Here is a 12,400-nt window from a genome sequence, read left to right as displayed (position 1 = left end):
CGCCGGGGTCATCCCAGCGATAAACTGTTACTGATTGAGTCATAATTTAATCCTTATTCCCACGAAATGATAAAGTAGAATTATCGCGCACTATTTCTGAATGCCCGGGTGATACTGAGCGTGTAACCATAATTGGCTTGCTTGCTGCGAGGGTTTCAAATAAAAACGCTTCACCGGGGTTTAATCCCGCGCCAAACGCTTCTTTACGTAAAATAAAATACGGTGCGCCTGCAAAGCTGTTGATAGGTGAGCAGTCGTTTAGCGTATCACCGCTGTATATATTGCCGACTGATTCCCCAATCACGTTGTAAGCTGTTGTTGAGGTAAAAACAATGGCCCAGCGTTGAGCTATTGCGCCTATGTTTGTGAGTTCAATCGGGTATTGAGTCGTGTTAATAGCGCTTGAGGCGGCGGCACCAAGATCACCAAAATTGTTTTGCCAAGCGGATAATGTGCGCTCATCTTTGGTTTGAGCCTGAAAGTCACCTAATACTTGTACGCTGCTCACTGTTGCGCCAGCTGGGTATGCACGGCTAAGGGGTGTTAATAAGCTAAGCTTATTACTTTCAATTCCATTAATTAACGCAAGCTCTGACTGGATTGCAGTAATAATGAATGGGGCCGAAAATGCGCTTATACCTGCATTTATTGCTATTTCACCTGTTGTTTTATCGTAACTGTAATTGTCATCACTTACAGACCACAAGCTAGCACCTACACTGTCAACAATGTCAATAAAGTCAGCATTAGATAGCGCATTAATAACTTGCCCACTGGTTAGCGTAGACGCTGTTGAACGCTCTCTGTTTTGCACACTAATTGGGTTGAAATTATGAAATATATTTACAGTGCCACCACCAGGCAATGTTGAGGTGTCGAACTCGCCCTGCGGTGATGGTACTGTTGTTACTTCAACCTCATTGTAATCGTAGCTAATTGAGTCGGGTTTTATTCCCTCTGAAAACACCACATCAACATAGCCTGTTTCGCTTACGGTGCCTGTAATATTGGTGCCAGTGATTGCACCACTCAAATCGCTTGATGCGCTAAATGTTGCGCCTGTTGCTATTTCAAACGTAATGTAAAGTGAGTCTCTAACAAAGCTGGAATTTGGTAATTGCCATTGCTTTTTAGTTATTACACGATCACCTTTTATAATGATTGCACCTAAGTTGTTCTCAACAGTGCCATTGTAATCAACTGGATCAATTTCTGTAATTAAGCCCGTTTCATAATCAATTTTTGCAAAAACATAACCTTCAGAAATGAAGTTACCATTTCCATCATCAATAAAAACATTATCAAGTCCCGCTTTTTTAAGCCTTACAGAACCTCTTAAAACATGTTCACTAGCCGCAAGTGTTATATTTTGGTTTTGTGTAAAAGAATGAAAACGCATATCTTCGCTAGACATATAGCTGAGCGTAAAATATTGGCCTTTAGTCACAGCCGGTGAAAGCTGAGCAGAGACAATTCCATTTTCAAACGTGAGGTCTGACTGCTTCAATTTTTTAGTTAAAGTAATTAAGCGAGTGCCTTCTGCGCTACCGTGACCACCATAATAAGTATGTTGATATTCAGCAAAAAAATGAGGGTCATAATTCAACATATCCGGAACAGGTATATTAATCTCTGTTATGCTACCAAAACTCTGAATACGATTTGTTCTGTAAGTGCTAAAGGCGGGCTCTGCATCGGGTTTTAAGCCTACTTTAGTGTTTATTGATTTAACACTAGGCGTTAATGAACGCGTAATTGACTTAATTGAAATCTCTTGGCCTTCGCTATCTACTGCCGCAGTTAGCGTGCTAGTGCCGTGAAACTTGGTATCAGCAAGGCCCAATAAAGGCAACATATCACTGACTAAGTCAGTATCTTTCAGCTTAATTGATTCAACCAGCAATACATTTACAAGCGCATCATCTGGCTGGTCGCTTAGGAATATGTGCGCGTCCTGCAGTCGGCTTGCATCATCAGTGCTTAGCGCTGGGTAAAGCTTCACTAAGTCAAATGATGACCGAGCATGATCAATATCACTTATTGAGCTAAACACATCGTTAAGCTTGCCGCTCACAATCGCATTGCTTGTTCGGTGGCCGCCTGCGTGTAGCTCGTTGCCTATGCGTTGTGGTTTAAATATTTTTAAATCGGTTCTTTGCATTATCGGGCCTTTAAACAGTTTTTAAACGTAGGTTTACGTTTTGAAAATAGGTAGGTGCGGAGTCTGAAAAATGCGTATGCGGTGTACCCTCTACCGGCTTTTGGCTGTGGTCCCACACCACAGTAAATGCAGTGCCGCGTATTGTTATTTCAAACTGAGTTAGCGTTGTGCTGGCGTGTTCAAATAACGGGTTAAACACGCTGGCCGCCTCAAAGTCACTGTATAAATTGATTGAGCGCCCAGCGGGTATAATAGTTTTTTCTATGTGCTGCGCACCATTAAGGGCACGTTCTGACTGCTCAGCAACGGCGCTGTAATCGAGTTCGTCTAACCAAACAAAGTTATCTAATTGCTGGGCGTTAATTACTATCATTGTGTATTACTCAGTTGCTCTAATGTTTGTAAAAAGCGTTCTTCAAATTCACCATAAATAAGCTGCTTATTTGGCAAAACAAGCTCTAAACGCACTGTTTTCAGTGCGTTACTGTTACCAGTATTCGTAACTGGCTGGGCCTTTAGAGCTGCTGTTAGCTCCTTTACTACTGAGGCTAAGCTGTTTAAAGCGCTATTAGATGCGACGTTAGAGCTTGTATTATTTTGCGAATACGTGGGTGCTTTTGGTGTATAAGTTTGTGTGGGTGCATAGCTAGGCGTGTAAGCCTGTGATTGACTTACTTTATTGCTGGGCTTTAACGCTTCACGTCGTGCTTTAATTGCATCGTTAATTATTTTTTTATTTTCAGTGCCTAATCGACTAAGTTGCTGGTTAAGCTCTTTATAGATTTTATCAAGATCGGCATTCGTTTTGGCGGATGCAACACTTCTTTGGTACTTCTCCAAATGCCCAGTTTCATAACCGGCTCTTTGTCTTTTGTTGCGTTCGGCTCTAATCTCGGGTGTATCTAAGTCATATGCATTTCGACCATTCTTTTCTTGGTAATCGACTACTTGGCTAACGCTTGCGCCTGAAGTTTGGCTTCGTTGACTGTAGTAACTTTGAGCGCTTTGTGATGCATTTTGGTATGAGCGAGATACATTATCTAATTGTCCTATTTGCTCACGTAGGCTTTTAGTTGCAGATTCACTTGCCTTGGCTTGTTCTTTAGTTGCTTGAGTGCTTGCTTTGGTTGATGTTGTTGCGGCATCTTGTGCGTTTTTAAAGTCACCTAATAAGTTATTTACAACGGCTAATACATCGCTTAAACGCTCTTTTTGATAATTGTATTCTTGAGCCGTTAACGCGCCCGATTGATAACGACTATTTAACCGCTCAAGCTCTGCGGTTACATTACTTTGTTGGCGCTGTAATTCGCCCAGGCTTGCAAGTTCTAACTGCTGCACTCGGGTTAAATCGTTTGTTTGATCAGCTAAGCGTTGTTACTGAATAGTAAGTGCCGCTTGGGCTTGGGCTTTTTGCTCAGCGGTAGCAGTGCTGCTTGCCATTACTTGCTGATTAGTAATAATTGCTGAGCGGGTTTGTTCAAGTTCACGAGCAAAGCGATTTACTGCGTCGCTGTTAGTGTCTGTTACTGGCTTAAGTGCGTTGGCCTTTTCTATCAGCTTGTCTAGCTCTTCGGTAAGCCCAAGCGCAGCAGCAGCGGCTTCAATACTTGAGGGCACAGTTTGGTCGGTAGCATCTGCGGCTTTTATTGCGGCTTCGGCCCACTTTAAATACGCTTGTTGCTGTATGGCTAAGGGCTGCTCAGACTCTTGCATTAACTCATAAGCTGCACGTAGCTTGTTTGCGGTATCGTCCAGCGCTTTAACTGAGGTTAAGCCCAGCGCCTCGTAAGCTTTACCCACATCCCCTGCAAATATTTTTTGACGCTCTAATAATTCGCCATGCTCAGTAAACTTAACTTTTAGTGCATCTAATACAACTAATTGGCCCTGGTATTGTTCACCGGCGGCAATAATAGCAGTACGAGCCGACTCTATACTTTGTAAAAAGCCGTCTACGCCTACGGTTACACCATCAAGTGCAGTGGCTTGTTGCTGTAACGACTCTATGGTTTTTACAGCTTCGGGTAATGTTAGGCTTAAAAATGCCTGGCGTTCTTTTTCAGCTGCTAAGGTTTTAGCTGTGGATTCGGCTAATTTTTGTTGCTGGTATTCAATATTTACATAACGGTTGGTTACGTCATCCCATACTAATGTGCCCGCCTCTATCAACGCGTCCAGCTCGGCCATGTTAGTAATAACTAAGCCGGTTGAACTGGATAACGATTTTAATTCACCGGTGAGTAATTGCGCTTGCTGCGCTGATTGCTGCTGTGATTTACGTAGCGCCTCTTCGGCTATTAGTAAGTCTTTATATAAAAAGCCAACCTCAATCAATTCGCTAATTAACCAGGTATACAGTCCCGCTTTAGCGACTGTTTTAAGTGCTGTACTCCACTTTGCAGCAGCTATACCTGCCGCATTGGTCGCTACGGTTGTAGAGCCAACGGCTGCGGTATAAGTTCTTAATGATGCAATGGCCGTTGCAGCACCGCTTATTACACTTGTAAAATAGTTACCTACTTTTAGCGCAAGCCACACCTTAGCAACGGTGGCTATTTCTTCACGGTATTCGTAAAGTGTTGTTGCTGCGCCTTTAATTGCTTCGCCAGTGCTTACAATGGTGTCACTGATTTTTTGCGCCCACTCTTGCAAGCGGCCATCTGCGGCCATAGCTGCAAACTCAGCATTGAGGACTGTTATATTCGCTTTTAACCAATCCATAGCACCACTTTGCGCTATAAGGTTATAAAACTGCTCCATGTTGTCTTTAGCGTTTGATACTTGCCCGCTAAAGAGAGCCATTTGCGCTGCGGCTGAGCCAGCACTCGCGCGGCCCATTTCATCTATTAAACCTTTTATTACATCGCGACCTAATTGGCCTGCACTTGATAGTTTTTGCAACTCTACGGTGTTTTTACCAGTGCTTTTTTCTAATAACTCCCAAACAGGTATACCCCGTTCAATAAGCTGTAGTATTTCTTCGCCTTGTAACTTTTGTTTTGCCCAGGCTTGGCCTAATGCCAGGCTTACGCCTTCTACTTCTTGAAAACCACCGCCTAGCTTTAGAGCTTGGTCAGTAATGGCCTGCATGGTGCCATCCATTGGATCAAGGCCAAAGGCTTTCAATTTTACAAACGCCTGGCTTACTTCACCCATTTGCAAAGGGGTATTTTTGGTAAAGTCTTTTACCCACTCGGTGGCTTTTTCACCACCAGCTATACCGCCCATTAGCGCCTGCATTTGCACGCCTAGCTTTTCAAACTTATCGCCAGTGGTAAACACTTGGGTTACTGCTTGGGCCACACGGTCAAGGCCAACATAAGCGGCAGCCAATGCGGTTACTTTACCTATAACGCCGTCTAAACTTTGTGCTTGGGTGCGCTGGGCTGTGGTTCCTGTTCGTAAGTTATTGCTAAATTTATCAACAGAGCGGCCTGTTTTATCAAACTGGGCAGCTAAATCGCGCTTGGCAGCGCGTAGATTATTGGTGTCTACATCTGACTTTTTAAGGGCATTTTGTAGTGCCGTGTGCTTACTTGTTTGCTGTGTAAGCTCGGTGCGCATTTGGGTTAAATCTTTTTCTGCGGCATCGAGTGAGCGTGCAAGCTGCACAAAAGGCTTATCGGTGTTTTTAGCTTCGGTTTGAAGTTTATCAAGGGCGAGCGCCGCAGCGGTTGTAGCAATTTCTTGTTGTTCTAATTTTTGTTTTGATTGTTCAAACGCACGAATAAGATCAGCTTGATTAGCTAACCCGTCTAATTCTTTAGCAAGTTTGCCTGCTGTTTGACCTGTTTGTTTTGCACTGTTGTCGGTTTTGTCTAACGATTCACTGAGGCTTTTAGCTGCTGGATTAGCTGCATCTGCGCTTTGCTCAATATTTTCAAGCTCTGTTACTAGCTGCTCAATATTTTGCTTGCCTGTGGCTTCCGCAACAATGCGTAGGGCTAATTCTAAGGTTTTATTTGCCATGGTTTTAACTCAGTTTAAACAGTGCTTGAATGGGGGAGATAAAGGGACGAACGCCCCTTTATAAATACGCTTTATAGAGTTTATTCAGCGTCTAGCTCGTCAATGTAGTACGGCTCTTTTTTGCCTGTTACCAGTTTGGCTGTTCCTTCAAGCGCAGCGGTTACAAACTCACTGCTTGCTAAATCAAGCTCAGAGGTTGGCATCATTGAAGTGTCGTAAATTTCAAAGTTAACTTGCTTACCATTGGCTAAGTTTGTGCCCTCGCCAAAAATACGTAAGCGCGTTTGCGATACTGTTGCACCATTAATGCGTTTACCGGTGCGAGCGTTGTAGCTACCTGTTACGGTAATGCTGCCGCCTGCATCCAATGCACCGCCTTTAATAGCGCGTACCATGCCCAGCGCAAAATTAAACTCGTAATCAACACCGACAGCCAAGGTTACAGTGGCTTGTTTTACTACTACATCGTTTGTAAAGTTTTGCCCAGGTACTGCAACCCATGATTGATTAGCAGGCATTGTTATAGCTTCATCGGTTAATGCACCGGCTGCATCGTTAATCGCAGCTACATCACCCATAAGCGCTAGTGCAATCATTTCTGCTGGCTGGTCGTCAAACTCCCACGTAATAACCGTTGGCTTACCTATTTTTACATCATCAAGTGCTTGGCCTTTGCTGCCTTTTTTATTTGATGTACGTACAACCGAATCGGCTTCGGCTTTAATGCCTAGCTTAGTGGTGTTAATTGGGCCAAAGATTTGGCCGGTGCTTACGCCTTGCTCGTTTAAGCGGTCTACAAAAATGTTGCCCGCTAGTAAAATACCGTCGCTCATATTAAAGCGCTCCTTTAAGTCTCATTTGACAAGTAAAAGCCAGCGGGTAATACGCATGGCCTTTCGTGAATTGGGGTTTAGCTGGGGTGTTTACTCTAAGCCACGGCCCAGTGCCGTTAAGCACTTTGCCCGCCATAGCACGAATAATATTTGTTAGGTGCTCACCTGCGTTTGTGTCTTGCTTACGCACTACCAGTACAACAATCCATGTTTGAGTTAACTGCATTAAATAACCGGCGTTTTTACTCTCCGGTAAGTTATCGCCGTAGTACATAAGGTGAATGCTGGGGGTTGTTTGTCGGTCTTCTTTTACGTCAGCTAACTCGTCGCTTAAGTAAACACGCTTAATACCTGGAACTTGTTCAAGTGCCTGTTTAAGTGGGGTTTGAGCGGCAAAATAGTCGGTGGTAATTTCAAACATTAAATAAACCCCTTTGACTTTTCACGTGAAAACACGGTTCCTGCACTTTGTATGGTGGCGGTGTCTTGCACTTTTGCGTCCTCGCCTAGTGCGTTAACACCTATGCTTAACTCGCCTTTAGCTACAGAGTTTAAAAACTTTACTGCGTCCTTGTAGCGAGTTTCTATGTGTTCTGGAGTGTCGTTAGTGCCTAATTTATAGCGGGCAATATCACAACAAAATTGCTCAAGTAAGTTAGGCACTGTTACAAGTGGTAATTCATAACGCCCAGCTAAATAGCCGTTGATCATGTCGCTTGCATCGGTAATGGCCTGATCAATAACTGCGGTATTAATTACATCGGCTGGGGCGTCCTCGCGTTCACTTAAATAAATAAGCTCGCGCTCGCCAAAGCGCTTTTGCATTGCAGCTATTGTTGCGTAGGCCATTTACTCGCCCTCGTCTGCTTTGGCTGCTTCTTGAAGCCATTGCCAAGCCAAATCACGGGTAAGCGCAGGCACTTTAACTTTAATAACATCACCTTCGTTTTCGCCAGGCGCTTCATAAGCCACCTGCTCGACAACCGGCTTAATCTCCATTTGAGCATCAATCATTAATGCAATAACAGGTTGCAGCTCTATTGGTGCTTGGGTGGTGTCAACTTGAGCGTAGAGTTTAGGGGCATCTAAATTTGCACCCATGTTATCTGCGTCCAGCTGTGGGTTCTGCGCAGTACTCGCATCGAGCGGTACAACTTGCACCGATAAGCGTGGATCATTTTCAATTGCTTCAAGCTGCTGTTGTGTAAGCTCGATAGCTGCAATAGTGTTTTTTCCGCTTGGGTGTGCAATACCACCACGGCGGTAGCCCGTAGGCTGCGTGCAATGCACAATGATAGATGCAAGCGCAGTGAGCTTAAGGTTCTTAGCCATTTCATTATTACTCCTGGTTTAAAGTATGGGGCTGTGCAGCCCCGTACTTAATAGGGTTTTTTATGGGGTTAGCTATTAAAGGTAATCAGCTACTAGTAGCTCTACACGGCCTTTAAGTTCGTTTGAGCTGTTTGAATCAAGCTCACGCTCTAACATGCGGGTTGCTAGCTTTTCCATGCTTGCTGGTACAACTAACATGGTTGGCTTAATACCTAGCTTACGGCCACCGTCGGCAGTAAAGCTGCGCATTTTTTCGATGCTGTCCCACAAGTTATCTGGCGTTAATGCACGCTTATTAGCAAAAGCTAATTGCCAAAAACCAAAGCCTGCGGCATCACGGCAATCAACGCCGTAACGGTATTCTTTGCGAGTGAATACAGCTTCATCGTCGGTTTTTGTCATCGCAAGTAAGTTAGGCTTTTTACGCTCTTGAAAAATAAGCGGCTTAAGTGCTTTTGAGGTATCGAGCACATACCAGGCATCCCCAGTGTATTCATCATCAACCGCCATATTAGCTGTAGATACCGCAGTACCTGTGCCGTCCGCTTTAGGATAAACTGGATGTTCTTCGTCAAAATAGTTTTGCCCGTCGTAGCATAGAGTTGTAAAACCTGCCGCTAGTAATGGAAAAATCATTTCGTCTGGGTGAATGGCCGCCGCGTTACCCATTTCTTTAAAAATAGGTGAGTACACGCCTAGGTTGTCGTCTTCAATATCGTTGCGGTCTACGCCTACCGTTGACTCGTAATCGTCGTTGGTAATGGTGTACGCTTGCGACTTCATACTTTGAATATTTCGATCGCCAATCCATTTAGCTAGGCTTGGGAACTTACCCAACCAGCCGTAGGTATTACTGGCCGATGTAGATTTAATTACACTGGCAATTTTACTAAATTGCGGCATTGCTTCTGATTTACCTTGTTCAAACTCGGTTTTAAAACCAGTAAACAACGCGGTTAAAAGTGCGGGGGTCACTAAAGCCATTAATTTTGCTCCTGTTTAGCTTTGGCATAAGCCGTGTGCGATAGACCTAACTGGTCTGCTGCATACTTTTCGTCTGCGGTGAGTGCTGCTAAGCCGTCTTTGTTTTGCTCTGGCTTAGGTGCATTAATTGTTTGCTGAGCCGTTAAGCTTGCAATAGGTGAACGGGCATTTAACACCGCTTTTAACGCAGCAACGCCTTGCTGATTACCTAAACTAGTTAGGTACTCTTCTTCGCTGGCAATCACACGGCCATCTTGTTTAGCCTTGTTAATTTCCTGCTCAACGGTTTGGTTGTCGCTGGTGCTTTTAAGGGCAACCATTTCAGTGTGCAATGCGTTGTAGGTTTCAACCGGCACGTACTTAGCTAAATTAACCTCTGTAGGGCTATTTGCTTTAAGTGCAGCAACAGCATCGTTTGCGTTACTTAGCTGGGTGGTGAGCGTGTCGGCTTCGTCGGCCTTAGCTTTTAAAGCGGCGAGTGCTGTTGTTGCTTGGGTGTAATCTGCATCGGTGATTTTTTCACCATCCACAGTTATCCCTAGCAAGCTCAGCAATTTTTGAGCTGCATTCATGGTGTTTTCTCCATTGTTAACATAGGTTTTAGAAGCTTTTAAAACCGCTACTTTGTCCATACCGTCTACCGCTGGGTCGTTGGTAAGGGCAAAGTGGCGTAATTTGGTTGGGCGGCCTGTTTGTTTGTCGTAATGAAAAACAGGGCTTATAAAGCGGTATTCGTCGTTTTTTAGGTGTGCGCGTGCGCTGGGTGTCCAGCGTACATTAAGGGCATAAAGTCCCTCGCCTGGCACATACTCTAAATCGCTTGGGTTAAACCAACCACTTGCTGGGGCTGGCTTGCCGTTTTCTTCGGCGTGTAGGGTTTGGTGCTCGTAGTCAAAGTGGTAGTCGTTAGTGCGGGTGCCTGCGGTGCTTTTAAGTAACTCAAATGCGTTTTGATCTAGTAACCAAGCATTGGCTGGTACGTCGAACGGGCGGCCATCGTGGGAGTTAAAATAGCCATCTGGCATCACCATTACACGCTCGCTTATACCTTGCTCGTTAATTTCGCTTGCAAAGCGACACGCAGCAAAGCCTAAATCGGCAGGTTTACTTGCTGATAAAACAGCAAGCGCCGATGTAAGTGAGGTGGTTTCAAGTAAACTTTGTTTGGTAAATTGTTTTTTCATGACTGAGCACAGTTTGAATAATCTGTGCTCAGTATGGATTTAGATTTGAATTGGTTGGCCGTGCGGTGTTTCGGGAAATTTGGCAGTTAATTCCTTAGATCAGGTAACGTCACACCATATAAACTAAACTCAGGCATCTTTATGTTGTTATCTACTGCAATAACTTCCGTTTTATTAATTAATTTTTGAAGCGTAAATAAGTCGTTTATTAATCTTGAATCACTTTTTAATTTATAAAACTCTTGCTCTTTGATAAAGGGTCTAATTATTTCCAACCTTCGCTCAACAATACCATGTGCTTTATATTCAGATAAGCTATTGATTGTTACATGTATATAAAACAGGGTAGTAAGTATTGAACCTATCAATAAAACAATACGTATTTTTTTCCATCTTTTCTGAATTTTATTAGCTTTGTCTATTGCTCTTTTATCAAAATCCTCAAACCCATCTTCTTTTTCATCAATTTCTTCTTTTTCATCAATTTCTTCGATTGAAACTATACCAACTAAATCGTCCAGTTTATTAAGCTGTTTTTTAATGAATATAAAAAGCATGGTCGGTAAAAAACACATAAACGAAAGAAAAAAGGCCGCAGGAAATATAAAAATCCCATCCCCTCTGTTACCAACACGCTCGTAAAGACCATCTAAATAACCACTTGAGATACTAGAAAAAAATAAAACAAAAACATTTCCAAGACTGAACAACGCATCTTTTAAAAAAAGATCCCAAAGCCCTGAACCTAAGCTACCTAAAAAAATCACTACTAAAAATTGCTTTAGTTTTACAGTCAAAACATATTCCTTTTTGTTTTTATATTTACTTTTAAAAATATTACAAACGTCTTTTAAGGCATTAACAGGCTTAGAGGACTGTTTAAACAGCGTTTAAACAGCGCTCTAAGCCAATTTACCAAACATTTTAAGGCTACGTCCAGCCAATTAAATATAAGCTCTGAGAATGGCATAAAGTCACGATTTTTTATTCTCTGTTTCAAGTTGCTCATTCTTTTTTTTACTAAGATCGATTTTTTTAATAAGCTCCATAATCAATTCTTGTGTATTTAAAGGAAAACTTTCTTGTTGAGCTACGTTCGTTTGTCTTGAAGCAAAAATACGTTCCGCAATTGAAATTTTAATTCTATTTTGGTCTGCTTCTGGGAGTGATGCAATGTAAGGTGTAATTGCTTTTAAGTCTAATGCTGTATGATGGTAGTTATATTGCTGCTCTCGATGCTTAGTAGATTCTCTGGATAAATAAGCAGCAGGTATTGATAATATAAAAACTAGTACAGTCCTGAAAATAGAGCTTTCCCAATTAAAGCCTGAATGAGTTGAGTCATAAAATGAAAGACATACGATACCTACAATAATAGTCATACATACCAGAGAGCCCCCCCGCAGCCAGTTAGCTGCTTTTTTCTCTGCAACTGCGCTTGAAACATAATCGTCAGCCATTACACGATTAGCTGTATTTGACAGCATGCTTTCTATTTCATTCTTACTTTCTTCTATTTTTACTATACCGGCTTTATAGACATCATCAGCCAGCTTGATTTGGGTAATACATGCAGCCTCAATAGATTCTATATTTTTACTTAGCTCTGAAACTTTAGCATTATTCTCGTCTGCTAAGGAATTAAGTAGTTGTGATCGTTGCTGAGTTTTTTCAAGTACGCTACTTATTTTTTTTTGGGTAAATTCGTTAGACAGATCTATTTCTTTTTCTGTACGGGACCTAAAGCTGTCTATAGCATCAGCTTGTTTTTTACTAATAGATTCTTCAAATTTATAATATGTACCTATTATTTCATCAAGAGCATCCTTTGATATATCTGATGATTTTTGAAGTTTTAGTTCCGAAATGATCCAACTATTAAAATGCTCAACTTCTTCACCTAAATCCAAAATAGGATCTAAATCTTCCCTTGA

The 12,400-nt window shown here is 42.6% G+C and carries 10 protein-coding genes and 1 pseudogene; all 11 read right to left on the bottom strand.

Translation table 11 applies throughout. The features are described from left to right. Positions 1-46 precede the first annotated feature (46 nt). Complete coding sequence (locus H5072_RS03340) at positions 47-2,161, bottom strand: hypothetical protein (protein WP_182692700.1); 2,115 nt, start codon at positions 2,159-2,161, stop codon at positions 47-49. A 10-nt stretch (positions 2,162-2,171) separates the two neighbouring features. Continuing rightward, positions 2,172-2,534 carry a hypothetical protein gene (locus tag H5072_RS03335; RefSeq protein WP_024604960.1) on the bottom strand — a complete coding sequence of 121 codons (363 nt, stop codon included), beginning with the start codon at positions 2,532-2,534 and terminating at the stop codon, positions 2,172-2,174. Beyond that, positions 2,531-6,133: pseudogene (locus tag H5072_RS03330) on the bottom strand (tape measure protein). The gene H5072_RS03335 and the pseudogene H5072_RS03330 overlap by 4 nt, the downstream one beginning before the upstream one ends. An 80-nt stretch (positions 6,134-6,213) precedes the next feature. Then, entirely contained in the window at positions 6,214-6,966 is a 753-nt protein-coding gene (locus tag H5072_RS03325; RefSeq protein ID WP_182692699.1) for a hypothetical protein, read from the bottom strand. A gap of 1 nt (position 6,967) precedes the next feature. Continuing rightward, positions 6,968-7,387: a hypothetical protein gene (locus tag H5072_RS03320; RefSeq protein ID WP_016707819.1), complete on the bottom strand. Its 420-nt coding sequence runs from the start codon at positions 7,385-7,387 to the stop codon at positions 6,968-6,970. Beyond that, positions 7,387-7,815 (bottom strand): gp436 family protein, encoded by a 429-nt coding sequence (locus H5072_RS03315; protein WP_182692698.1) that lies wholly within the window; start codon positions 7,813-7,815, stop codon positions 7,387-7,389. Before H5072_RS03315 ends, H5072_RS03320 begins: the two co-directional genes overlap by 1 nt. Continuing rightward, a complete protein-coding gene (locus tag H5072_RS03310) occupies positions 7,816-8,298 on the bottom strand; it encodes an HI1506-related protein (RefSeq protein WP_182692697.1) in 483 nt (160 codons plus the stop codon). 75 nt (positions 8,299-8,373) lie between these two features. Then, a complete protein-coding gene (locus tag H5072_RS03305; protein ID WP_182692696.1) occupies positions 8,374-9,282 on the bottom strand; it encodes a Mu-like prophage major head subunit gpT family protein in 909 nt (302 codons plus the stop codon). Further along, a complete protein-coding gene (locus tag H5072_RS03300) occupies positions 9,282-10,466 on the bottom strand; it encodes a phage protease (RefSeq protein WP_182692695.1) in 1,185 nt (394 codons plus the stop codon). The genes H5072_RS03305 and H5072_RS03300 overlap by 1 nt, the downstream gene beginning before the upstream one ends. A gap of 86 nt (positions 10,467-10,552) precedes the next feature. After that, positions 10,553-11,263 carry a hypothetical protein gene (locus tag H5072_RS03295; RefSeq protein WP_182692694.1) on the bottom strand — a complete coding sequence of 237 codons (711 nt, stop codon included), beginning with the start codon at positions 11,261-11,263 and terminating at the stop codon, positions 10,553-10,555. Between the two features lie 177 nt (positions 11,264-11,440). After that, positions 11,441-12,400: hypothetical protein (locus H5072_RS21035; protein ID WP_259395881.1), on the bottom strand; the 960-nt coding region annotated here is incomplete at its 5' end.

Origin of the sequence: Pseudoalteromonas sp. SR45-5 (genome assembly GCF_014163565.1) — a bacterium.
GTDB classification, from domain to species: Bacteria; Pseudomonadota; Gammaproteobacteria; order Enterobacterales; family Alteromonadaceae; genus Pseudoalteromonas; species Pseudoalteromonas distincta.
Note: the sequence above shows the minus strand (reverse complement) of the source record. Positions and strands in the feature narration are given on the sequence as shown.

Excerpts from the sequence above, each read along its gene's own strand:
- H5072_RS03300 (WP_182692695.1), bottom strand. The coding sequence starts at position 10,466 with ATGAAAAAACAATTTACCAAACAAAGTTTACTTGAAACCACCTCACTT.
- H5072_RS03325 (WP_182692699.1), bottom strand. The coding sequence starts at position 6,966 with ATGAGCGACGGTATTTTACTAGCGGGCAACATTTTTGTAGACCGCTTA.
- H5072_RS03305 (WP_182692696.1), bottom strand. The coding sequence starts at position 9,282 with ATGGCTTTAGTGACCCCCGCACTTTTAACCGCGTTGTTTACTGGTTTT.
- H5072_RS03335 (WP_024604960.1), bottom strand. The coding sequence starts at position 2,534 with ATGATAGTAATTAACGCCCAGCAATTAGATAACTTTGTTTGGTTAGAC.
- H5072_RS03320 (WP_016707819.1), bottom strand. The coding sequence starts at position 7,387 with ATGTTTGAAATTACCACCGACTATTTTGCCGCTCAAACCCCACTTAAA.
- H5072_RS03340 (WP_182692700.1), bottom strand. The coding sequence starts at position 2,161 with ATGCAAAGAACCGATTTAAAAATATTTAAACCACAACGCATAGGCAAC.
- H5072_RS03310 (WP_182692697.1), bottom strand. The coding sequence starts at position 8,298 with ATGGCTAAGAACCTTAAGCTCACTGCGCTTGCATCTATCATTGTGCAT.
- H5072_RS03315 (WP_182692698.1), bottom strand. The coding sequence starts at position 7,815 with ATGGCCTACGCAACAATAGCTGCAATGCAAAAGCGCTTTGGCGAGCGC.